This is a genomic window from Haloferax sp. AB510 (genome assembly GCF_024136985.1).
Classification (GTDB): Archaea; Halobacteriota; Halobacteria; order Halobacteriales; family Haloferacaceae; genus Haloferax.
In genome coordinates this window covers 22,190-44,376 of record NZ_JAMYJY010000017.1, presented here as the reverse complement: position 1 = coordinate 44,376, position 22,187 = coordinate 22,190, and the positions used below count along the sequence as shown (strand labels likewise).

21 protein-coding genes are annotated in these 22,187 nt (G+C 67.2%); 8 read left to right on the top strand and 13 right to left on the bottom strand.

Features of this window, described 5'->3' with window-relative positions; all coding sequences use genetic code 11:
- Positions 1-735 (top strand): asparagine synthase-related protein (locus tag NKF06_RS05355; RefSeq protein ID WP_253244742.1); only part of this gene is annotated, 735 nt, incomplete at its 5' end.
- Positions 736-774: 39 nt separating this feature from the next.
- Here NKF06_RS05355 and NKF06_RS05350 read toward each other — a convergent pair.
- Positions 775-1,257, bottom strand: coding sequence for an NUDIX domain-containing protein (locus tag NKF06_RS05350; RefSeq protein WP_253244741.1), 483 nt, complete (start codon positions 1,255-1,257; stop codon positions 775-777).
- Positions 1,258-1,378: 121 nt separating this feature from the next.
- Entirely contained in the window at positions 1,379-2,335 is a 957-nt protein-coding gene (locus NKF06_RS05345; protein WP_253244745.1) for a transcription initiation factor IIB, read from the bottom strand.
- Between the two features lie 261 nt (positions 2,336-2,596).
- On the opposite strand from NKF06_RS05345, the gene gatC reads away from it, so the two are divergent.
- Positions 2,597-2,875, top strand: a complete 279-nt coding sequence (gene gatC, locus NKF06_RS05340; protein WP_253244740.1) for an Asp-tRNA(Asn)/Glu-tRNA(Gln) amidotransferase subunit GatC — start codon at positions 2,597-2,599, stop codon at positions 2,873-2,875.
- Positions 2,876-4,147, top strand: coding sequence for an Asp-tRNA(Asn)/Glu-tRNA(Gln) amidotransferase subunit GatA (gene gatA / locus NKF06_RS05335; RefSeq protein WP_253244739.1), 1,272 nt, complete (start codon positions 2,876-2,878; stop codon positions 4,145-4,147).
- A 75-nt stretch (positions 4,148-4,222) separates the two neighbouring features.
- On the opposite strand, the gene NKF06_RS05330 is transcribed toward gatA, so the two are convergent.
- Positions 4,223-4,885, bottom strand: a complete 663-nt coding sequence (locus NKF06_RS05330) for a TrkA family potassium uptake protein (protein WP_008092649.1) — start codon at positions 4,883-4,885, stop codon at positions 4,223-4,225.
- Between the two features lie 77 nt (positions 4,886-4,962).
- Positions 4,963-6,348 carry an APC family permease gene (locus NKF06_RS05325; RefSeq protein ID WP_309142108.1) on the bottom strand — a complete coding sequence of 462 codons (1,386 nt, stop codon included), beginning with the start codon at positions 6,346-6,348 and terminating at the stop codon, positions 4,963-4,965.
- Positions 6,349-6,622: 274 nt separating this feature from the next.
- On the opposite strand from NKF06_RS05325, the gene NKF06_RS05320 reads away from it, so the two are divergent.
- On the top strand, positions 6,623-7,303 hold the full coding sequence (locus tag NKF06_RS05320; protein ID WP_058828936.1) for a TrkA family potassium uptake protein: 681 nt from the start codon (positions 6,623-6,625) through the stop codon (positions 7,301-7,303).
- Positions 7,303-8,964, top strand: a complete 1,662-nt coding sequence (locus NKF06_RS05315) for a TrkH family potassium uptake protein (protein WP_253244738.1) — start codon at positions 7,303-7,305, stop codon at positions 8,962-8,964. Before NKF06_RS05320 ends, NKF06_RS05315 begins: the two co-directional genes overlap by 1 nt.
- A gap of 34 nt (positions 8,965-8,998) precedes the next feature.
- Here NKF06_RS05315 and NKF06_RS05310 read toward each other — a convergent pair whose 3' ends face one another.
- The 3 genes from NKF06_RS05310 to NKF06_RS05300 form a co-directional block, all read right to left on the bottom strand.
- On the bottom strand, positions 8,999-10,603 hold the full coding sequence (locus tag NKF06_RS05310) for a TrkH family potassium uptake protein (RefSeq protein ID WP_253244737.1): 1,605 nt from the start codon (positions 10,601-10,603) through the stop codon (positions 8,999-9,001).
- A gap of 116 nt (positions 10,604-10,719) precedes the next feature.
- Positions 10,720-12,057, bottom strand: a complete 1,338-nt coding sequence (trkA, locus tag NKF06_RS05305; RefSeq protein ID WP_253244736.1) for a Trk system potassium transporter TrkA — start codon at positions 12,055-12,057, stop codon at positions 10,720-10,722.
- A gap of 85 nt (positions 12,058-12,142) precedes the next feature.
- Positions 12,143-12,679, bottom strand: coding sequence for an SRPBCC family protein (locus tag NKF06_RS05300; RefSeq protein WP_058828932.1), 537 nt, complete (start codon positions 12,677-12,679; stop codon positions 12,143-12,145).
- A gap of 90 nt (positions 12,680-12,769) precedes the next feature.
- On the opposite strand from NKF06_RS05300, the gene NKF06_RS05295 reads away from it, so the two are divergent.
- From NKF06_RS05295 to coaBC, 3 genes are all read left to right on the top strand, one after another.
- Complete coding sequence (locus NKF06_RS05295; protein WP_253244743.1) at positions 12,770-13,768, top strand: hypothetical protein; 999 nt, start codon at positions 12,770-12,772, stop codon at positions 13,766-13,768.
- 83 nt (positions 13,769-13,851) lie between these two features.
- A complete protein-coding gene (locus NKF06_RS05290; RefSeq protein ID WP_058828930.1) occupies positions 13,852-14,631 on the top strand; it encodes an FAD-dependent oxidoreductase in 780 nt (259 codons plus the stop codon).
- 87 nt (positions 14,632-14,718) lie between these two features.
- Positions 14,719-15,876: a bifunctional phosphopantothenoylcysteine decarboxylase/phosphopantothenate--cysteine ligase CoaBC gene (gene coaBC / locus NKF06_RS05285; protein WP_253244735.1), complete on the top strand. Its 1,158-nt coding sequence runs from the start codon at positions 14,719-14,721 to the stop codon at positions 15,874-15,876.
- Between the two features lie 24 nt (positions 15,877-15,900).
- On the opposite strand, the gene NKF06_RS05280 is transcribed toward coaBC, so the two are convergent.
- Genes NKF06_RS05280 through NKF06_RS05255 form a run of 6 tightly spaced genes read right to left on the bottom strand, consistent with a single transcriptional unit; the run spans position 15,901 to position 22,186 of the window.
- Positions 15,901-17,643 (bottom strand): Na(+)/H(+) antiporter subunit D, encoded by a 1,743-nt coding sequence (locus NKF06_RS05280; protein ID WP_253244734.1) that lies wholly within the window; start codon positions 17,641-17,643, stop codon positions 15,901-15,903.
- The gene (locus tag NKF06_RS05275; RefSeq protein WP_253244733.1) at positions 17,643-19,361 is read right to left on the bottom strand and encodes a cation:proton antiporter; all 1,719 of its coding nucleotides are present in this window, start codon (positions 19,359-19,361) and stop codon (positions 17,643-17,645) included. The genes NKF06_RS05280 and NKF06_RS05275 overlap by 1 nt, the downstream gene beginning before the upstream one ends.
- Positions 19,362-20,840, bottom strand: a complete 1,479-nt coding sequence (locus tag NKF06_RS05270) for a monovalent cation/H+ antiporter subunit D family protein (protein WP_253244732.1) — start codon at positions 20,838-20,840, stop codon at positions 19,362-19,364.
- A complete protein-coding gene (locus tag NKF06_RS05265; RefSeq protein ID WP_058828925.1) occupies positions 20,833-21,192 on the bottom strand; it encodes a cation:proton antiporter subunit C in 360 nt (119 codons plus the stop codon). The genes NKF06_RS05270 and NKF06_RS05265 overlap by 8 nt, the downstream gene beginning before the upstream one ends.
- Positions 21,189-21,653: an MnhB domain-containing protein gene (locus NKF06_RS05260; RefSeq protein WP_253244731.1), complete on the bottom strand. Its 465-nt coding sequence runs from the start codon at positions 21,651-21,653 to the stop codon at positions 21,189-21,191. Before NKF06_RS05260 ends, NKF06_RS05265 begins: the two co-directional genes overlap by 4 nt.
- Positions 21,650-22,186: a DUF4040 domain-containing protein gene (locus NKF06_RS05255; RefSeq protein WP_042662263.1), complete on the bottom strand. Its 537-nt coding sequence runs from the start codon at positions 22,184-22,186 to the stop codon at positions 21,650-21,652. Before NKF06_RS05255 ends, NKF06_RS05260 begins: the two co-directional genes overlap by 4 nt.
- Between the last annotated feature and the right edge of the window lies 1 nt (position 22,187).

Sequence of the window (22,187 nt, the reverse complement as noted above, 5' to 3'; positions counted from 1 at the left end):
CTCGCCGTGGCGTTCTCCGGCGGCGTCGATTCGGCGGTCGTCGCGTCGGGCGTCCCTGACGCCCCGTGCTACGTCGCCGGCTTCGAGGGCTCCCACGACGTCGCCGCCGCCCGCGAGGCCGCGGCCGCGATGGACCGCGACCTCACCGTGGTCGAACTCACCCACGAGGCGCTCGAACGCGCCGTCCCGGAAATCGTCGCCGCGCTCGGGCGGACGAACCCGATGGACGTGCAAATCGTCCTCCCGCTGTATCTGCTCGCCGAGCGGGTCGCCGACGACGGCTACGACCGCCTCGCGGTCGGGCAGGGCGCGGACGAACTGTTCGGCGGCTATGCGAAGGTCCAGAAAGCGACCGACGACCCGCGCGTCGAGGCCGAAACCGTCCGCGGGGCCGCCCGCGAGATGGTTCTCACGCTCCCCGACCAGCTCGAACGCGACCTGCTCGTTCTCCGCGCCGCCGGGGTCGAACCCGTCGCGCCGCTCCTCCACGACCGCGTGGTCTCGGCGGCGCTCCCGCTCCCCGGGGAGTTACTCGTGGACGGCGACCGGCGGAAAGTCGCGCTCAGGGAGGCCGCGAGCGGCGCGCTCCCCGAGTCGGTCGCCGAGGCGGACAAGAAGGCGGTCCAGTACGGGACCTACGCCTCCCGCGAACTGGACCGACTCGCGCGGCAGGCGGGATTCAAGCGGCGGATGGAGAACCACGTCGAGCAGTACGTCGAATCGCTCGTGGAGTAGGTCGGAGTCGTCCAGTCTCCGGAGTCGGTCCGGTTCGGCTCAGTTCTCCGTTTCGTCGTCGCGCACGACCTCGATGGCCTCCAGCGCGAACTGCACCGTGTCGGGGTCGAGGTCACTCTCGCGGAGGTCGGACTCGTCGTACCACGCCCAGACCTCGGGGTCGGCCTCGCCCGGCGCGGGGTCGATGTCACGGGAGTCCACCCGGGCGTAGAAGATGTGGTCGATGTGCTGGTGGCCGACCGAGCCGTCGCCGTGGACGTTGATGTCGTAGAGCATCTGCTGGCGGGGTTGTGGAAGCGCCCGGCCGTCGGGCGCAGGGACCGACGACGTGTCGTCGACGAGTTCCGGGTCGAGGCCCGTCTCCTCGCGGACCTCGCGGAGGCCGGCCTCGTGGGGGAGTTCGTCGCGGTCGACGTGGCCGCCCGGCGGGATGCGGATGCCGAGGCGCTCGTGTCGGTGGAGGGCCACCGCGCCGTCGTTGACGATGTACACGGTCGAGGTGAAATGTCGCGTCGTCTCCATGGCTGTGGCTCCGGAGCGAGCGGCATGGCTGTTGCGGAACGAGGCGAGACAGGGCGAGACGGAGCGGAACGAGGCGAGACAGGGCGAGACGCGGCGGCGCGAAACGAACGGACCGGCCGGATTAGGGCAGTTGGACCTGCTCTTCGGCTTCGAGCAGTTCGTGGTAGCGGTTGCGGATGGTGACCTCCGAGATGTTGGCGACCTCCGAGACCTCGTTCTGCGTCACTTTCTCGTTGGTGAGAAGCGAGGCCGCGTAGACGGCGGCGGCGGCGAGGCCGACCGGCGACTTGCCGGAGTGAACACCCTGTTCTTTGGCGTTCTTCAAGAGCTGTCGGGCGCGCCGCTCGGACTCGTCGGAGAGGCCGAGGTCGCTGGCGAACCGTGGGACGTACTGCTCGGGGTCGGCGGGCTTGATTTCGAGTTTTAGCTCGCGGACGACGTAGCGGTAGGTACGGGCGATTTCGTCCTTCTCGACGCGCGAGACGCTCGTAATCTCGTCGAGCGACCGCGGGGTGTCGGCCATGCGGGCGGCGGCGTACAGCGCCGAGGTGGCGACGCCCTCAATGGAGCGACCCGGGAGGAGGTCGTCGTCGAGCGCGCGGCGATAGATGACCGAGGCGGTCTCGCGGACGTTGTCCGGGAGGCCGAGCGCGGAGGCCATGCGGTCGATTTCGCCGAGCGCCTGCTTGAGGTTGCGCTCCTTGGAGTCGCGGGTGCGGAACCGCTCGTTCCACGTGCGGAGCCGCTGCATCTTCTGGCGCTGTCCCGACGACAGGGAGTTCCCGTAGGCGTCTTTGTTCTGCCAGCCGATGTTGGTCGACAGCCCCTTGTCGTGCATCATGTTCGTCGTGGGCGCGCCGACGCGGGACTTCTGGTCTTTCTCCGAGGAGTTGAACGCGCGCCACTCGGGGCCGTGGTCTATCTCGTTTTCCTCCACGACGAGGCCGCAGTCGTCGCAGACCGTCTCGCCGTGTTCGGAGTCGGCGACGAGACTCTCCGAGCCACACTCGGGACACGAGGGCGTCTGCTCCCGCTCGGTGTCTGTCTGCTCGGTATCTTTCGTGTTCTCATTGCGCACGCGCGCGTTGCCGGTCGTGAAACGTCGGACACTTTCTGTCATTTGTGTGCGAGAGAAGCAACTGGGAACGGTCGTTCTCCGTCTATTCGTATTGACCCTCGTTACTTATATCTGACGGCGGCAGAAGGACGGAATAGGGAGGATTCGAACGGTCGGTCCCGGGCGTCTCGTTGGGGGGCCGCCCGGGCGGTCTCACGACGATGACCGGACGAAACGACCCACACCGAAACTCTTACTCCCGGTCTCCGTCACCTCCGAAACATGAGCGATACGCCCGTCGACGCCGACGAGGTTCGACACGTCGCCGAGTTGGCGCGGGTCGACCTCGACGAGGACGAGGTCGAGGAGTTCGCGGCGCAGTTCGCGGACATCCTCGGCTACTTCGACGCCCTCGACGAGGTCCCCGAAGTCGACCGCGAGGACGAACTGGTGAACGTGATGCGCCCCGACGAGGTCCGCGACGGCCTCACCCAAGAAGAGGCGCTCTCGAACGCCGCAGAGACCGAAGACGGCTACTTCAAGGGCCCGCGGGTGTCGTAGATGTCGCTGAACGCCTTCATCACGAAAGAGACGCTCGACGGCGCCGACGACGGCCCGCTCGCGGGCAAGACGGTCGCCGTCAAGGACAACATCTCCACGGAGGGGCTGCGGACGACCTGCGGCTCCGCGATGCTCGAAGACTACGTCCCGCCGTACGACGCGACCGTCGTCGAACTCCTGAAGGACGCCGGCGCGACCATCGTCGGCAAGGCCAACATGGACGAGTTCGGAATGGGCACGACGACCGAGACCTCGGCGTTCGGCCCGACCAAGAACCCCGTCGACGAGTCCCGCGTCCCCGGCGGCTCCTCCGGTGGCTCCGCGGCCGCCGTCGCCGCCGGCGAGGCCGACCTCGCGCTCGGCACCGACACCGGCGGCTCCATCCGCTGTCCCGCCGCGTTCTGCGGCGTCGTCGGCATCAAGCCGACCTACGGCCTCGTCTCGCGCTACGGCCTCGTCGCCTACGCGAACTCCCTCGAACAGATCGGTCCCATCGCACCGACCGTCGAAGACGCCGCCGCGCTCCTCGATGTCATCGCCGGCCCCGACGACCGGGACGGCACGACCCGCGACGCCGGCGCAGACTCGAACTACGCCGCGGCCGCCGACGGCGACGTCGAGGGCCTCACCATCGGCGTCCCGACCGAGTTCGTCGAAGGCGCGGACGAGGGCGTCGAGGAGGCGTTCTGGGCCGCGCTCGACGAACTCGAAGCGCAGGGCGCGGAGTACCGCGAGGTCAGCATGCCGTCCGTCGAGAAGGCCGTCGCCGCCTACTACGTCATCGCCATGTCCGAGGCGTCGTCCAACCTCGCTCGCTTCGACGGCGTCCGCTACGGCAAGTCCGGCGGCTACGACGGCAACTGGAACGAGGCGTTCGCCCGCGCCCGCGAGGAAGGCTTCGGCTCCGAGGTCAAACGCCGCATCCTCCTCGGCACGTACGCCCTCTCCGCGGGCTACCACGACAAGTACTACGCGAAGGCTCAGGACGCCCGCGCGTGGGTCAAACAGGACTTCGACGAGGCGTTCGAGGACGTTGACGTCGTCGCGTCGCCGACGATGCCCGTCCCGCCGTTCGAACTCGGCGAGAGCCTCGACGACCCGCTGCAGATGTACCTCGCCGACGCGAACACCGTACCGGTGAACCTCGCGAACCTCCCCGCCATCTCGGTTCCGGCGGGCGAGACCGACGGCCTCCCGGTCGGCCTCCAGCTCATCGGGCCGAAGTTCGGCGAGGAGACCATCGTCCGCGCCGCGTCCGCGGTCGAGAACTAACACGAGAACGGTTTTTTACGGCACCGAGCGCCGACCGAGACGCCCAGTCCCGCGTCGTCGGTCGTCGTGGGTGGACTATCCCCGAAACAGATTCATCACTTCGTCGGCCACGTCCGACTCGACGCCGAGCACGTAGCGGTGACCGGCTTCGAGGACGGTGTCGGGGCCGCCGATTCGGTTCCCCTGATAATCGACGATGATGAGGCTCCCCTGCGGGAGTCGAACCTCGTCGAGTCGCTTGCCGGCGACGGGGGCGTCTTCGGCGACTTCGACCTCCACGATTTCGACGTTGCCACCGATGTCTTCGATAGTTCGAACACCGCCGTTGGCGATTTCGTTGGTCGCTGCCCGCGCGCCGAGTCGCTCGGGAAAGACGAGTCCGTCCACGAACTCCTCGTAGAGTTCGTCCGGCGTCCCGGTGATTCGCATGACGGTTCGAACGTCCGACATCCGCTGTGCGGCTAGACAGATGGCGAAGTTAGTCGACTCGTCGTCAGTGAGTGCGGCGACCACGTCGCTCCGCTCGGGCTGGGCTTGTCTGAGTATCTCCGGACGAGAGGCGTCTCCCTCGATGACGGTGGCGATGTACTTGTCGGCGACGTCCGGGATTCGGTCCGGGTCCGCTTCGACGATGACCACGTCGTGGCCGCGGTCGGAGAGGAGTTCGGCCGTCCGAAGGCCCAACTCTCCACCGCCGGCGACGACGACGCGTAAATCGTGTGTTACTGGGTCGGGCATGCGTGTGAATTGGTGTTGGCGTGTAGTAGTCGTCTCGGTGCAGTGTGCGGTCGGCTCTTTCGTCGGTCAGTCGTTGGTCAGTCGTCGGCTCCCTCCGCCGGCTCGATCGGCTCTGGGTCCTGAATCTCGGGTGGTCCCGCCGGGCCGACGTCGTCCCGCCTCGACAAGAGGAGGTAGACGCCGCCGCCGACGACGAGCCAGCCGATAGCCAGCGCCCAGGTAAACGGGTCGATAAAGAGGCCCAAAAGCACGTTACAGACGATGCCGAGGACCGGGGTGACGGGGTACAGCGGCACCTCGAAGGGTCGCTGTAGGTTCGGCTGTCGCCGCCGAAGCCGAATCAACGCGTAGTTGACGATGATAAAGCCCAGAAGCGAGAACAGACTCGCCAGGTTCCCGACGATGCGGATGGGAACGACGAGGACGGCGACGAGCATCACCACGGCCGACGCGAGAATGGCGACGAGCGGCGTCCCGTACCGGTGGTGGAACCGGCCGAGGCGGGCGGGCAACTGTCGCTCGCGGCCCATGGCGAACGCCACCCGCGACGAGCCGATGACGACCGCGTTGAGCGCCGAGATGGTCGAAAAGACCGCTCCGAAGGCGATGAGCGCCGCGCCCGTTCCGAGTATCGGGAACGTCGGCATGAAGCCCTCCGCCGCCTGCGCGATTGCCGTCTCGCCCGCGCCGGCGAGCCCGTCCGCACCGAGCGTCCCAATAGCGACGAAGACGACGAACAGGTAGACGACCACGGTGACGGCGACCGAGAGGAGGATGGCCCGCGGGATGTTCACCTGCGGGTTCTCGACCTCCTCGGTGACGGTGGCGATGAGGTCGTACCCCTGAAACGCGATGAACGTCAGCCCCATCGCGGGGAGGACCGACAGCGCTCCCTCGGTGAAAAGCGGGTCGAACTCCCCCGCGTCCGCGGCCGTGAGACCGAACGCGACGAACACGCCGAGGATAGCGATTTTGAGTAGCGTGATGGCTGTCTCACCCCGTCCCGAGGCTTCCGTCGAGAGGGCGTTGAGCGCCACGAGCGTCACGACGGCCCCGAGCGCGTACAGGACCGGCGGCCCCAGAAGGGCGTACCCGTAGATGTGTCCGAACTCGACGAAGTTCGACGCGAAGCCGAGCGCGTACAGCGACCCCGCAATCATGTACGTGAACCACCGCGTCCACCCCATGACGAAGGCGACGGGTGCGGAAAACACCTCGCGGACGTACGCGTATCCGCCGCCGTTTCGCGGAATCGCGGCCGCGAGTTCGGCGTACGAAAGCGCCGTGAACGTCGTCACGCCGCCGTTGAGAGCGAACGCGATGATGGCCGCCGGACCGGAGATGTCGACTGCGAGCCCCGTCAAGACGAAGATTCCCGCGCCGATCATCGCACCGATTCCGACCATCGTCGCGTCGAGCAGACCGAGACTTACGGCCGGTTCGCGCCCGCCCGAGTGACTCACGGGCAGACCCTCGCTTGGCCGCGAGGCCGACTGGTCGGAAGTGACATATGTCCACATATACCATATCCGTTGATAAATATCCGGTCCGCCAAGCCGAACCGGACACCGTGAACGCGGGGTCGGGGCTGGACAAATCCTCGATCATCTCCCGACTCGGCGACCGAACACGCGGTGAATCCACACTCAGTAGCCGTTTGTTCGGGAAATCGTATTTTGAACAACGAAACGACATGCCGATAGTTTTTCCACCACCCGATACGGACGCCGGAACGTCATGTACATCATCGTCGTCGGCGCGGGCAACATCGGCACGCCGCTCATCGAAATCGCCACCGAGGGCGGTAACGAGGTCGTCGTCGTCGAGCGCGACGAGGCGAAGGCCGAGGCGGCCGCCGCGACGTTCGACTGTCTCGTCCTCAACGACGACGCCACGGTCAAACAGACGCTCGACGAGGCCGGTGCGGACCGGGCCGACGCCATCATCACGACGACCGACAAGGACGCGACAAACATCATGGTCTGTCTCTTGGCGAAGGAACTCAACATCCCGGACATCGTCTCCGTCGTCCACAATCCCGAGCACATGAGCCTCTACCGCCAAATCGGCGTCAACACGATGGAGAACCCCCAGCGACTCATCGCGGAATACCTCTACCGGGCGGTCAAACGCCCGTCCATCGTCGACTACATGCGCATCGGCGAACACGCCGAGGTGTTCGAAATCCGCGTCGACGAGAACGCACCGATAGCCGGGATGACGATTCAGGAGGCGGCCCAGGAGAACCTCCTGGACGGCGACACCCTCATCGTCGCTATCGAACGCGAGAGCGACGACGACCCCGTGACGCCCCGCGGGAACACCACCATCGGTTCGGGCGACCTTTTGACCGTCTACTCCGCGAAGGGTGCGACGCCCGAGGTGACCGACGTGTTCGGCCATTACGAGGACCACTGATGCCCCGCCGCGGACGAACCGTCTCCGGCTGGCCCGCCGACCTCGCGGTCATCGGCCGCGACGTGGGTTCGCTTCTCGCCATGGAGTCGGCCCTGATGACCGCCTCAGTCCTCGTCGCGGTCGGCTTCGGCGAGTGGTACGCCGCGCTCGCGTTTCTCACCGCCGGGGGCGCAACCGCGTTCGTCGGGCTTGGTGCGCGGAAGGCGTTCGAGGACGCCCCCGCGCCCCGGATGAAACACGGGATGATAATCGCCGCCGCGGGCTGGTTCGCCACGGCCGCCTTCGGGTCGCTTCCCTTCTTTCTCACGGCGCAGTTTGCCCCGCAGAGCGTCTTCACGGCGCTCGTGCCCGCCGGGGCCGACTACGCCCAGTCGAGCCTCGTCTACTTCCGCGACCCCTTACACGCCCTGTTCGAGAGCATGAGCGGCTGGACCGGTAGCGGCCTCACCATGGGCATCCACGAGCCGTCGCTCCCGCGGACGATTCAGTGGTGGCGCTCGCTCATCCAGTGGGTCGGCGGCGTGGGCGTCATCGTCCTCACCGTCTCCATCCTCTCGCGGCCCGGTAGCGGGAGCTACGCGCTCTACCGCGGCGAGGCCAGAGAGGAGAAGATACATCCGAGCGTCGTCTCGACGGTCCGGACCGTCTGGAAGATTTTCGTCGGCTACACGCTTCTCTCGGTGGTCGTCCTCTTTTTCGCCATCCGCGCCAGCGACTACGGGGCCGCGCTCTCGCTGTGGGAGGTCGCGTGGCAGGCGCTCAACCACGCGATGACCGGCCTCTCGACCGGCGGGTTCGCCGTCACCGACGGCTCTATCGGCACGTACGACTCGCCGCTCATCGAGACGGTGCTCCTGCCGATTATGGCGCTTGGGGCAATCGCCTTTCCCGTCCACTACGCCATCCTGAAGAACCGCGATATCGACCGGCTCTGGGGCGACCTCCAGACGCGCTGGCTCCTCGTCCTCTTCGCGGTCGGCGCAGTCGCGCTGGCCCTCCAGAACCTCGTCAGTCTCCCGGCGACCGCAGGGTCGGCGTTCGTCGAGACCGCCGACTACTTCGGACTCTCCGGCGTCGTCGGCGGGCCGGAGTCGGACGCCGTCCGCGACGCCGCGTTCCACTGGGTGAGCGCGCTCACCTGCACCGGCTTTCAGGCCGCGCCGCTCGGCGAGTGGTCCGACGGCGGGAAGATTCTCCTGTCGGGGGCGATGACCCTCGGCGGGGCCGCCGGGTCGACCGTCGGCGGCATCAAAATCATCCGCGGCTACACCATCGCCCGCGGCATCCGCTGGCAGTTCTCCCGCGTGTTCCTCCCCGAGAGCGCAATCGTCAACATCGAGATGAACGGTCGTCGCCTCTCGCGGACCGAGATGGACCGTGAGTTCTCCGAGGCGGCCATCGTCTCGATGCTCTGGCTGCTGCTACTCGTCGGGTCGAGCGTCCTGCTCGTGAACCTCGCCGGGCCGGAGTTCACCTACGCCGACGCGCTGTTCGAAGTCGCGTCCGCGCAGGGGAACGTCGGTATCTCGACGGGTATCACCGGTCCGTGGATGAACCCGTGGGCCGAGACGATGTTCCTCTTCAACATGTGGGTCGGCCGCCTCGAAATCATCCCGGTATTGGTGTTCGCCCGGTCGGTCATCTACGGGCTGAATCCCTGACGAAACACGGGCACTGACTTCTGTTTTTCCGGCGCTATCGCCGCCAGTACTCCGGCGTAAAGATGACCAGCACGGGCAGAATCTCCAGTCGGCCCACCCACATGAGAAGCACCATGTACAGTTTCGAACCGTTGGAGAAGTCGAGGTAGCTCCCCATCGGGCCGACGACACCAAAGCCCGGCCCGACGTTCCCGAGGGTCGCGGCGACGGCGCTCATGGTTTCGAGGATGCTCACGTCGAAGCCGATACGTGCGGCGTCGAGGTGGAGCAGGCCGGTCGACACGAAAAACAGCACGAGGTACAGGAGCGTGAAGGCGTAGATGCCGCGGATGGCCCGCTCGTCGACCGCGCGGCCCGCGAGCCTGACCGGGCGGACCGCCTCGGGGTGGGCCGTCGTGAACAGCTCTCGGCGGAGCGATTTCACGATGACGTACCAGCGGACGATTTTGACCGCGCCGCCGGTCGACCCGCCGGAGCCGCCGATGAACATCGCGAACAGGAGGCCGTACTGCGTCGGCGCGCTCCACGCGTTGAAGTCGATGCTGGCGTAGCCGGTCGTCGTGACGATGGAGACGACCTGAAACACCGACTGGCGGACCGCGGGTTCGACGTTGCCGATGATGGCCGTGCGGATGCCTTCGAGGTAGAGTTGGTCGTAGGTCTCGCCCGCCGGTGCGACGGACATGAGGCCGTCACCGAGGAAGAGAATCCCCGCGAGAATGGCCGAGATGACGCCGATGACGCCGAGGTAAGACTTGAACTCGGTGTCGCGGAACAGCCGCTTCGGGTCGCCGGTCAGCACGTGCCAGAAGAGCGCGAAGTTGGTCCCCGCGGCGACCATGAAGGGGATGATGACCCACTGTGCGGCCGCGGAAAACGCTTCGATGCTCCGGGCCTCCGGGGAGAACCCGCCGGTCGGCATCGTCGTCAGCCCGTGGGCGATGGCGTTGTACACGTCCATGTTCGGGGCGTTGCCGGTGACGTGGAGGCCGTAGAGGAGGACGATTTCGAGGACCGTGAGGCCGAGGTACGCGCCCCAGAGCGCGCGGGCGGTCTCGGCGATGCGCGGGGTGAGCTTCTCGATGCCGGGGCCGGGCGCTTCCGCGTCCATCAGTTGTGCGCCACCCACGGAGAGTTCGGGGAGGATGGCGACCGCGAGGACGACGATACCCATCCCGCCGAGCCACTGGGTGAGCTGTCGCCACATCATGATGCCGCGGGTGTGCGAGTTAAACGAGATGTCGCCGAGCACCGTCGCCCCGGTCGTGGTGAAGCCGCTCATCGTCTCGAACAGCGCGTTCACCGGGTTCCCGAGGGTCGATTCGGGGTGGATGGGCGACGCGACGAAGGGGATGCCGTGGGCCTCGATGAGAAACGGTATCGCGCCGACTATCGTGACCGCTAACCACGTCACTGCGACCATCAGGAAGCCCTCGCGGGCCCCGATGTCGGGGTCGTCGGCGAGCCGTTCGAGCCCCGCGCCGACGAGGACCGTGACGGCCATCGTAACGACGAACGGGAGCACCGACTCGCCGTAGTACAGCGAGACCACGAGCGGGAAACAAAGAGGGACCGCGAGATATTTCAGGACGGTCCCCACGAGACGCAGGCTGGCTCTGTAATCGACCCGCAATTTCATCCGTGGACTAACGTACCGAGCGCCGGGTTCTTCCCTGTTCGGGTTCGCGATCGAGCGCGCGACGGCGTGACGGGGTCGGGGTTTCGGCGCAAAACGGGGGCTGTGCGGCGGACCGACTACAGATTGGGTGTCACGTCGTCGATGACGCAGCTATCGACGAAGACGACGACGTGGTCACCGGGCTCGATGACGGTGTCGCCGCGGGGGGTGATGAACTCGCGGCGGCGGGTTATCGCGCCGATGACGACGCCCTCGGGGAGCGTCGCCACCGACTCCCGAATCGGCTTGCCGGCGAGGACGCTCTCGGCGTCGACCTCGATTTCCAGCACTTCGGCCTTGTCAGACTCGATGAGCGCGACGTTCTCCGCGCCGCCCTCGCGGGTAAAGCGCGTTATCTCCTCGGCGACGACCTCGCGGGGGCTGACGCCCACGTCGACGCCGACGGCCTCGAACAGGTCCACGTACGGCGTCGTGTCGATGACGGCGACGGTGCGTTCGACGCCGAGGCGAGCGGCGAGCAGCGACACGAGCAGGTTCTTCTCGTCGGAGTCGAGCGCCGAGACGAGCAGGTCGGCGTCGCCGATGTGCTCGCGTTCGAGGAAGTCCACGTCGGTCGCGTCGCTCTCCATGACGATGGTCCCCGGGAGCATCTCCGCGAGTTCGCGGGCGCGGTCGGGGTCGTGCTCGATGAGCCTGGGCTTGAAGCCGCGCTCTTCGAGCAGGCGGGCGACGTGGTAGCCGATTTCGCTCCCACCGACGATGACGACCTCCTCCGCGGTGCCCGACTGCTCACCCGGCGAGACCGAGCTTGCGAACCCCTGGACGCTCTGGGGACTGCCGATGACGACGACGCGGTCGCCGGGGCCGATGACGGAGTCGCCGCGGGGGATGGTGATCTCGCCGTCGCGGAGGATGGCCGCGAAGGTCAGCGAGTCGAACCGGTCGGCCTCGCTCACGGTCTGGTTGGCGACGGGGCTCTCCTCGTCGACTTCGAACTCGGCCATCTGGACCTGCCCGCCCGCGAAGGGGTCAACGTCGCGCGCGGCGGGGAGGCCGACGACGCGGACGATGGACTCCGCGGCGAGCAGGTTCGTACAGACCATGAAGTCGATGCCGAACGCCTTCTCGGAGCGCTGCCACGTCCGGAGGTACTCCGTGTTCTTGACCCGGGCGATGGTGAAGGCGTTCGAGATGGCCTTGGCGGTCGCGCAGGCGACGATGTTCGTCTCGTCGTCGTCGGTCGAGGCGATGACCATGTCGGCGCGCTCGACGTCGGCCTCTTCGAGCGTGTCCACGGAGGTTCCGTCGCCGTGAAGCGCCAGCACGTCGAGCGTGTAGTTCAGTTCGTCGACGCGCTCGGGGTCGCAGTCGATGACGACGACCTCGTGGGTCTCGTCGAGGTCGGCCGCGATGGACGACCCGACCTGTCCGGCACCGATGATTATCACGCGCACCAGAGACCAGCCCCTGTCATACGTCTGGTTTGGACCGCGGGCGCGTATGTGCATTTCCCTTCACGTATTTCCGGCGCATCGGCGGTCACGACCCCGGTTTCGAGTGTATCGTCAGTTCCACGCGTCGCGGCCGCCCCTCGATGTCGGCGACGATTCGCTCGACGATTCGCTCCGCCTCCTTCTGGAGCACCGGTCGGAGTTTATCGATGACCCACCCCAGCGAGACGAACCGCGGGAGGTCGATGTCGCCCGCGGAGACGCTGTCAGGGTCGTACTCGACCTCGAAGAAGACGCGACAGGCGGTATCGGCCTCCGACGGGGCGTCGGCCGGCAGGTCGTTGAGTTCCTCGACCCGCCAGCGACCGACGGCGTGTACGTCCTTGGTGATGGTCCAGTCGATTCGCGTCGGCGGGGTGACGTCGGTCACCTTCGACTCGGCAGTGTAGGTGAGCTTCCACCACGAAAAGTACAGGGCGTACCGCGTGCCCGGCGACCCGTCGCCCGACTGTCGCACGTCTCGCAGATGCTTCGAGTAGTCGGCGTACCGCGGGAAGTCCACGAGGAACTCGTATATCTCCTCGGGGGGCAGGTAGACGACGGTGCTGACGGCTATCTCGTCCACGAGCGTCGAATGGGGTCGGCGGGACCAAAGCCTTGTGGGCCGCGTCGCCCGTTCCCACGGGACCGACAGCCGTCGCAATCGCAACCTATAATCGGCCGGTGTCTCGACCTAGAGCCGAGATGGTGGGGGGGGACGCTTCGGGACGTCAGAGCCGAGATTCGGTCTCTGGCGCGTCCCGACGGCGACTACGCGATAGTGTGCGGTCGCACGGGTTCGGAGCCCGGAGCCGCGACTGGCCAGCGGTTTCCGGACCGACGCACCGCCGGGGAGGCCGCGGAACTGACGAGAGAGTACCGGGCAGCGCTTCGCCGATATGATCCGAACATCCCGTACGACGACCCGCAGGTGTACGAGGTGTCGAAGGGGCCGCCTCAGTCGGCCACAGCGGGGTCGGAAGACGACTACACCCGCTACAGTGCCTTCTGCCACGACACCGCGGGCGCGCTGTTCGAGGCGCTGTCGGAACTCGGCCACCGGGAGGCCGAGACCGCCGCGATGGAGACGTACCTCACGCTGGCCGAGGTCGTCGAAGACCACGACGACTTCTGTCTCACCTTGGTGTGGAGCCTGATGAGCGAACTGGACGTCCGCCTCTCGGTCGCCGAACAGCGGGCGGTCGTCGAGACGGCCGCCGGACTGTTCTGTCCGAAACCGACGCCAAACCCGGTTGACGCGACGCTCGGGCAGCTCGAAACGGTCGGCTTCGTCGAGGGGTACTCGGTGCGGCCGATTCCCGACACCGGGGCCGACATCGCGGCCGACAGGGCGTCCGAAACCGACGCCCGAGCGGACGCCCGCACCGACGCGCGAACTGATGGCGACGACAGCTCTCGGACGTGGGAACTCACGTTCGGCGACTACGCGCTCGCGGAGCGAACCGGCCGGATTCCGACGCTCCCCATCGCTGTGTCGCTCCTCCGCCGGACGCCCGGGCGGGCAGTGCGCTTCATCGACGGCGAGGCGCTCTCGGACGGTCGCTGGCGGCTTCGCGTCCGGATGACCCCGGAAGGCGAATCCGCGGGGCTCGTCAGCGTTGAGGCGGCCGAAAACCGCTGGCTCAACGACCCGGGCGCGTCGCTGGGCCGATAACCCGCTAGCGATGCGGGACGCGGGATTCGGCAGACTTCGGCGACATCCGCACGGTTTTACTCGCCGCTGAGCTATCGCACGGTATGAGCGAGACGAACCCACGAGACGCGCTCGTCGTCGGCGGCGGCGTCGCGGGCCTCACCGCCGCGACGTTCCTCGCGCGCGCCGGCCTCGACACCCTCGTCGTCAACGAGGGCGAGCCAATCGTTCGCCGAAACGCCCACCTCGAAAACGTCCCCGGTTTCCCGGCAGGCGTCAACAGCCGACTGTTCACCGACCTCCTCTCCGAACAGGCCGACCGAAACGGCGCGAAGCGACTGACGGGCCGGGTCACCGGCCTCGACGTGCTCGGCGACGACGACGACCCGCTGTTCCGGGCGACCGTCGAGACCGACGACGGTGAAGAGACCGTCGAGGCGTCGCGGGTCGTCGCAGCCTCGTGGTCTGACGCGTCCTATCTCGAAGACACGGGCGTCGACCTCCGGGCCGCCGGGTCGAAGACCTACGTCGACGTGGACGACCTCGGCCGGACCGCCGTCCCCGGCATCTACGCCGCGGGGCGACTGACCGAGATTTACCATCAGGCGGTCGTTGCCGCCGGCGACGCCGCGGAGACGGCAATCACACTGGTCCACGACTCGGGGACGGCGTTCTACAACGACTGGGTTGCGCCGACCGGCTACTTCACCGACCGCGGCCGCGAGGTGCCGCCGGCCTGCGAGGAGATAGACGCCGACGAGCGCGCCCGCCGCGAGCGCGAGTCCCGCGAGGTCATGCGCGAGTTCTTCGCCGAACCCCACGACGAGCGCCAGCGCACTCACCCGAGCCTCGTCGACGACGAACTCGGGCGACTGGACGAGTAACCGACGCCGAGTCCCGCGGGTGCGGTCCGAGACCACCCCGCGCGGACGCGAATCCTTTTAACCGATAGCGGGCGCAGAGACGAGTGAATGCTCGAAGGTGTGAACGTCGCTCTCGGGGTGACGGGGAGTATCGCGGCCGTGAAAGTCGTCGAGTTGGCGCACGAACTCCGCCGGCGGGGCGCGTCGGTCCGCGCGGTGATGACCGACGCCGCGACGGGAATCATCCACCCGTGGGCGGTCGAGTTCGCAACCGACAACGACGTCGTGACCGAGATTACCGGCCGCGTCGAACACGTCGAACTCTGCGGCCGCGACGGCTGGGCCGACGTGTTCCTCGTCGCGCCCGCGACCGCCAACACGGTCGGCAAGATAGCCGCTGCCATCGACGACTCCCCCGTGACGACCACCGCGACCACCGCCCTCGGCGCGGGCGTCCCGGTCGTCGTCGCGCCCGCGATGCACGAACCCATGTACGACCACCCCGGCGTCCTCGACGCCATCGAGCGGGTGCAGTCGTGGGGCGTCGAGTTCGTCGACCCCCGCATCGAGGAAGGAAAGGCGAAAATCGCCACCGAAGAGGCTATCGTCACCGGCGTGGCGAAAGCGACGACCGAACAGACGCTCGCCGGGAAATCCGTCGTCGTCACCGCCGGCGCGACGACCGAGTCCATCGACCCAATCCGAACCCTCTCGAACCGCGCCTCCGGTCGCACGGGGCGCGCCGTCGCCCGCGCGCTCGCGATTCGCGGCGCGGACGTGACGCTCGTCCACGACGGCGACGACGTACACTACGCCGACGTGCTCGCCGTCGAGTCTGCGGCCGAGATGCTGGAGGCCGTCGAGGCCGCGGTCGAGGCCGACGCCGACGCGCTCGTCTCCGCGGCCGCCATCTCCGATTTCACCGTCGAGGCGGCCGACCAGAAGATTCGCTCCGGCGAGGCGCGCACGCTCGACCTCGAACCCGCGCCGAAGCTCATCGACGCGGTTCGCGAGTCGAAACCCGACCTCACCATCGTCGGCTTCAAAGCCGAGACGACCGGCGACGACGAGGCGATGGTCGGCGAGGCCCGCCGCATCATGGACCGCGTCGGCCTCGCGTTCGTCGTCGCCAACGACGCCTCCGTCATGGGCGCGGACGAGACCCGCGCGCTCGTCGTCCGCGCCGACGAGACGAGCGAGTACGTCGGGTCGAAAGACGGACTCGGCGCTCGCGTGGCCGACGAACTGAAAGCGGAACTCTCGTAAAAAACGACCCGAAGCGGCTCGGGACTACGCGAGTAGTCCGACGAGCACGCCGCCGAGTATCAACACGACGAGTGCGATACTCGTCGCAATCGTCGCCCGAAGGCTCCCGACGGTAATCGAGTCCGCATCGGATCGACCGAGACCGCCGGCGACCCGACGCAACGCGGGGTACGGGTTCGCAATCGCGCCCGCGACGTCGTAGGACGCGGTCGAGACGGCGCGGTCGACGGCGGCGAAGAGACCGGTCGAGCCGCGAACCAGCGCGCGGGTGCCGTAGAAGACAGCGGGATTCAACACGGCGTCAACGTCCGGCACGTTTCCGACCTTCGAGAGCGGCTTCTTCACGACCACGAAGCCGATGACCCCGAGAACGGCGAGCGCGAACCCTTCGCCGAGGTGGCTGAGCGTGAAGGGGTGCGCGTCGGCGGTGCTTCCGGGCAGTATCGCGAACAGCGCGTCGGGGTACAGCCCGAAGGCGACACAGAGCCCCGCGACGCCGAGCATCGCGACCGACTGGCCCGTGCCGGCGCGGTCGAGCGACCAGTCGCGGTCCGCATCGCGGAAGAACGCGTAGTAGCCGAACTTGATGAACGACATGAACGTTCCGACGCCCCCGGCGAGGAGGAGATAGAAGATACCGTCCAGATGCTCCTTGTGGGCGGCGGCGGTAATCATGCCCTTGCTGACGAACCCGTTGAATCCGGGGAAGCCGCTAATCGAGAGGGCGGCGACGGTGAACGCGAGCGCGGTCGCCGGCAACGCCCCGCGGAGGTTCCCCAGGTACTTGAGGTTCTCTTCGCCGGTCCGCGAGAGGACGACGCCGGCGGTCATGAACAACAGCGCCTTGTAGAGGATGTGGTTGTAGACGTGTGCGAACGCGCCGGCGGTCGCGAGCGCCGTGCCGATGCCGACGCCGGCGACCATGTACCCGACCTGCGACTGGATGTGGTACGCCAGGAGCCGCCGCATGTCGTTTTGCATGAGCGCGTAGCCGACGCCGACGACGGCCATCGCGGTCCCCATGTACGCGATTGCGAGGTTCCCGTCGGGGAACGCGCGAGCGAGGCCGTACACCCCGGTCTTCGTCGTGTAGACCGACAGGAAGACGCTCGCGGCGAAGTGGGGGCGCGGATACGTGTCGGGAAGCCACGTGTGCAACCCGACGAATCCGACGTTGACGCCGATACCGAGCGCCGCGAGCGCGGCCGGAACGCCGGCCGCGATACCGTCGGTCGCCGAGAAGAGGAACGTCCCCACCTCGACGTAGTGCCAGACGATAGCGCCCATGAGCAGGCTACCGCCGAGTCCGTGGGCAATCGCGTAGCGGTAGCCAGCGCGCACCGCTTTCCCGCCGTAGTCCCAGACGAGAAGCGTGCTCGTGACCGCCATGAGTTCCCAGAAGAACACCATGGTGAGCCAGTCGCCGGCGAAGACCGCGCCGAGGCTCGTCCCCACGTAGCCGAGGGCGTAGGCCGTCTGGACGTTCCGCGCGGCCGACGAGTACGAGTAGAGGACGGCGGCCGCGCCGATGAGGCCGAAGATAATCCCCATCAACCGGGAGAACTCGTCGACGTTGAACAACACGGCGTCGAAGCCGAGGAACGTCACCGGTAGGTGTGCGCCGGCCGGGGCGAGAAGCGACCAGACGGCCACTCCCCCGGTCGAGAGCACGCCCAGCCCGTGCCCGATCCGACGCGAGACGAACGGCATGACGAGCGCGACCGCGAGCACGACGAACGCCGGCGGCAGGAGTGTCGCTATCGACATCAGAACACCACCCCCGTCACGTCGGCGACGACGCGCTGGACGAGCGCGAGGAACACCGCCGTCTGGGGAACGACCCCGAGGACGATTGCACCGGCCGCAGCAATCGTAATCGGAGCCATCATGAACCACGTGCTCTCAGTGCCGAGGCGCCGATGTTCCCACCCGCCGGCGGGCGCACCGCCGTGGTGGTGGTCGTGGTCGTGGTCAGACTCACCGTCGGCCGCGTCGACGTGGTCGGATTCGCCGTCGGTCACGGCGATGTGGTCGCTCGGGTTCCGGTCGACAGCGTACTGCTCACCCTCGGCGACCGAGTCTTTCGACCCGCCGTCGGCGACTGCCCGCACGCCGCCGATGGGGAACTCGATGAGCGGTTTCGCGTCCGAGTCCTCCGGCGTCTGGAAGAACGCCTGATAGATGACCGGCCAGAAGTAGCCGATGTTCAACAGTCCGGACGCCAAGAGCACGAACACGAAGACCGTCTGTTCCGCCTGGATGCTCCCGATGAGGAGGTACCACTTACTCACGAACCCGGCGACCAGCGGTAGGCCGGCCATCCCGAGGCTCGCGACGGTGAACGCGATCATCGTCAGCGGCATCCGCCGGCCGATTCCCGCCATATCGCTGATGTCGTCGGTGTGGGTCTCGACGTGAATCGCGCCCGCACAGAAGAACAGGGTGAGCTTCATGAACGCGTGGGCGGGAATGTGGAGCAGCCCGCCGACGAGCGCCGCGGGAGAGAGCAGGGCCAACCCGAGGACGATGTACGAGAGCTGGCTGACCGTCGAGTACGCCAACCGCCGTTTGAGGTTGTCCTGTCGGAGAGCGATGATACTCGCGACGACGATGGTGAACGCGGCGACCGCGGCGAGCGGGAGGCCGACTCCGAGCGAGCCGACGGTGTCGGGACCGTACACGTCGAGGATGACGCGTGCGATACCGAACACGCCGCTTTTGACGACCGCCACGGCGTGGAGCAACCCGGAGACGGGCGTCGGGGCGACCATCGCGTCGGGGAGCCACGAGTGGACCGGCATGAGCGCGGCCTTCACGCCGAAGCCGGCGACGAGCAGCGCGAACGCGGCCCGCGCGACGACCGGGTCGGCGTTCGCGAGCGCGGCGATGCCGCCGGCGGTGAACTCGACGGTTCCGGTCATCCCGAACACGAGCGCCGTCCCGGCGAGGGCGGCGACCCCGCCACCGAAGGTGTACGCGAGGTATTTCCGACCGGCCTTTCGGGCCTCGTCGGTCTCGTCGTGCGTGACGAGCGGATACGTCGCCACCGTCAACAGCTCGTAGAACACGTACAGGACGATGAGGTTCGAGGCGAACGCGACGCCGAGGGCGGCGCTGACGCTCCCCGCGAACGCCGCGAAGTACCGCGTCTGGGCGTGTTCGTCCAGCCCGCGCATGTAGCCGATACTGTAGAAGCTCGTGATGAGCCACAGGAGGCTCGCGAGCAGGGCGAATATCATCCCGAGCGGGTCGGCCCGGAGGACGAACCGAACCCCGGGGACGAACGTCCCGAGGTCGGTGACGTACGTCGTCCCGTTGAGAACCCCCGGAACCATGCTCGCGACGATACCCAGCGCGGAGACCGCAGAGAGAACGGTGAAGCCCTCTCTGACGTTGGGGCTGCGTCTCGATGCAACGATAGTGACGACACCGACCGCCGCGGCTAGCACCGCCGCGAGCGGCATCAGTGATGGGACGTTTGTCATTTAGAAGTACACCTCCAGTGCCGGTTGGATGACGGTGATGAGGTCGGAGCCGAGAACGCCGAGCACCACCGCGGTGACCGCCGAGACGACGACGACCGCGCGCATGCCGAACGACACTTCCACGGCGTCGTTTCCGCCGTCGGTCGAGACGGCGTCCGCCTCGGGTTCGGGCGCGGTGAAGTACATTCGCTCGATAACCCGGCCGAAGTACGCGAGGGTGAGAAGCGTACTCACCACGACGACGGCCGCGACGGGCCACGCGCCGGCTTCGACCGCACCGACGACGATGTTCCACTTCCCGACGAACCCGACGGCCGGCGGGATGCCGACCATCGAGAAGGCGAGGACGGCGAACGCCGCGCTTGATATCGGTGCCTTCGCGGCGAGTCCCGCGAAGTCCTCGACCGTCCGCACGCCGAGACCGGTGGCGAATACGCCGACGGTGAGGAACAGTCCGCCTTTCATCACTGCGTGGCCGACGAGGTGGACGACCGCTCCGACGAGCGCCGTCTCGTTCGCGAGGCCGATTGCGGCGACGACCAGACCGAACTGCGAGACCGAGGAGTACGCGAGCATGCGTTTGAGGTCGGACTGCATGACCGCGAGGACCGCCCCGACGACGATACTCACCGACGCGAGCGCCACGAGGGCATCGCCGGCGAGCGAGATCTCGTCGAGGAACTTGGTCGTGTACACCGCGTAGATGATGCGGACGAGTGCGTACGCGGCCGCCGTCGAGACGAGCGCGGAGATGTACGCGCTGACGGTGTCGGGCGACTCGGCGTAGGCACCGGGCTGCCACGTGTGCAGCGGGAAGACGGCGACCTTGACCAAGAGGCCCGTCACGATGAGCCCGAAGCTGGTCAGTATCGCCGGCGAGGTGTAGCCGACCGACGCGACCGCTCCGGTAAGGTCCGCCATGTTGAGCGTCCCCGTTATGATGTAGAGGTACCCGACGCCGAGCAGGTAGAGGGACGCGCCGATGGTCCCGACGAACAGGTACTTGAGGCTCGCCAGCGCCGCCCTCGGCGACCGACCGCTGGCGACGAGGGCGTAGGTCGCAAGACCCGTAATCTCCAGGAAGACGTACAGGTTGAACACGTCAGCGGTCGCGAAGACGCCGGAGATGCCGGCCGTGAGCAGTGCGAGTTCGCTGTAGAACGCGTTCGAGTGCGGCCCCGCGCGGCGGGCGTAGGCGAGCACGCCGAGCGTCGAAAGCGACACGAGTACGAGCAGCGGCGCGGAGACACCGTCGGCGACGAGTTCGATGCCGAACGGCGGTTCGAACCCACCGACGGCGTACGAGACCCGGCCGACGTCGAGAACTTGCGCCGCGACGGTCGCGGAGAGTCCGAGGTGGACGAGGCCCATCGCGGCCGCGACGAACCAACCGATTCGCTCGAACCGCCCCCCGAGAGCGACGGGGAACAGCGACGCGGCGATGGGGACGACCACGAGGAGGACGAGCGCGTCAGTCATCGACCTGCACCTCCTTGATAACGTCTTCGTCCAGCGAACCGTAGCCGTCGTAGATGCGGATGACGAGCGCGAGCGCGACCGCCGTCAGGCTGACCCCGACGACAATCGCCGTCAGGATGAGCACGTGCGGGAGCGGGCTCACGAACGTCTCTTCGCCGTGGCCGACCACGGGCGGAGCCCCGCCGTCGACGTACCCGGTGGTCACGAAAAACAGGAAGATGCCGACCTGGAAGATGTTCATGCCGATGATTTTCTTGACGAGGTTCGGACTGCCCATGACGACGTAGAGTCCGATACCGAACAGCAGGATGCTCGCAATGTAGTTGTAGTGCGTCGTGAGAAGGTCGATCACGTGTCGTCACCTCCGGAGTCGTGGTTGAATCCACCCGCGAGGTTCATGAACAGCGAGACGATGACGCCCGCGACGATTGCGCCGATACCGAGTTCGACGAGTTCGATACCGTACTTCACGCCGTGGCTGATCCCGTAGGCGGCGTACTCCAAGAACGCCCCGTCGAACGCGAGCGCACCGATTCCGATACCGACGAACGTCGTCGCGCCGACGCCGACGAGGAGCCGGATGACGCTGTCGTCGAGCCACTCGCGCGTCGGCTCGATACCGAACGCGAACGCGAGCATGATGATGCTCGACGCGACAATCGCACCGCCCTGGAAGCCGCCACCGGCGGACTCCGCGCCGTGGAACATGACGAACAGCCCGAAGGTGAACACGAACGGGCTCACGACGCGAACCGTCGTCATGATAATCGTACTCTCGACGTACGCGCTGAGAGAGCCGTCGGCGGCGCTCATACGTACACCTCCTTGCGGAGGACGACGAGAACTGCGAGCCCCGCCGCGAGAACGACCGCGGCCTCACCGAGCGTGTCGAACCCACGGTAGGCGGCGAGGATCGCCGTCACGACGTTTTCGACGTCGGTCTGCGGATAGGCGTTTTCGAGGTAGTACCGGGTAATCTCCGAGGTCGCGACCGGTGAGTTCGGATCGCCGATCGTCGGGAGCGACCGAACCGTCGTGAGCAACACGCCCACGAGACCGGTCGCGATTATCGCGGGCCCCCACGCGACGCGCTCGAAGAGTCGGTCTCCTCCCGGCCGGACCGTCCGAACGATTGCCAGGAGGAACAGCACCGTCGTGACACCCGCTCCGACGGCCGCTTCCGTCAGCGCCACGTCGGGCGCTCTGAGGAGGATGTAGACGATTGCGACGCCGAAACTGAACCCGGCGAACGCGATAATCGCGCTGAGGATGTCTCGGAGGAAGGCCACGGCGAGCGCGGCGAAGACGACGAACGTCAGCAACACCCCGTAGAGGAGTAGCTGCACG

What these genes read in the sequence shown, in the direction of transcription:
- NKF06_RS05350 (WP_253244741.1), bottom strand. Translation starts at nt 1,257, where the DNA reads ATGGAGACGACGCGACATTTCACCTCGACCGTGTACATCGTCAACGAC.
- gatC (WP_253244740.1), top strand. Translation starts at nt 2,597, where the DNA reads ATGAGCGATACGCCCGTCGACGCCGACGAGGTTCGACACGTCGCCGAG.
- gatA (WP_253244739.1), top strand. Translation starts at nt 2,876, where the DNA reads ATGTCGCTGAACGCCTTCATCACGAAAGAGACGCTCGACGGCGCCGAC.
- NKF06_RS05330 (WP_008092649.1), bottom strand. Translation starts at nt 4,885, where the DNA reads ATGCCCGACCCAGTAACACACGATTTACGCGTCGTCGTCGCCGGCGGT.
- NKF06_RS05320 (WP_058828936.1), top strand. Translation starts at nt 6,623, where the DNA reads ATGTACATCATCGTCGTCGGCGCGGGCAACATCGGCACGCCGCTCATC.
- NKF06_RS05315 (WP_253244738.1), top strand. Translation starts at nt 7,303, where the DNA reads ATGCCCCGCCGCGGACGAACCGTCTCCGGCTGGCCCGCCGACCTCGCG.
- NKF06_RS05310 (WP_253244737.1), bottom strand. Translation starts at nt 10,603, where the DNA reads ATGAAATTGCGGGTCGATTACAGAGCCAGCCTGCGTCTCGTGGGGACC.
- NKF06_RS05290 (WP_058828930.1), top strand. Translation starts at nt 13,852, where the DNA reads ATGAGCGAGACGAACCCACGAGACGCGCTCGTCGTCGGCGGCGGCGTC.
- coaBC (WP_253244735.1), top strand. Translation starts at nt 14,719, where the DNA reads ATGCTCGAAGGTGTGAACGTCGCTCTCGGGGTGACGGGGAGTATCGCG.
- NKF06_RS05280 (WP_253244734.1), bottom strand. Translation starts at nt 17,643, where the DNA reads ATGTCGATAGCGACACTCCTGCCGCCGGCGTTCGTCGTGCTCGCGGTC.
- NKF06_RS05275 (WP_253244733.1), bottom strand. Translation starts at nt 19,361, where the DNA reads ATGACAAACGTCCCATCACTGATGCCGCTCGCGGCGGTGCTAGCCGCG.
- NKF06_RS05270 (WP_253244732.1), bottom strand. Translation starts at nt 20,840, where the DNA reads ATGACTGACGCGCTCGTCCTCCTCGTGGTCGTCCCCATCGCCGCGTCG.
- NKF06_RS05260 (WP_253244731.1), bottom strand. Translation starts at nt 21,653, where the DNA reads ATGAGCGCCGCCGACGGCTCTCTCAGCGCGTACGTCGAGAGTACGATT.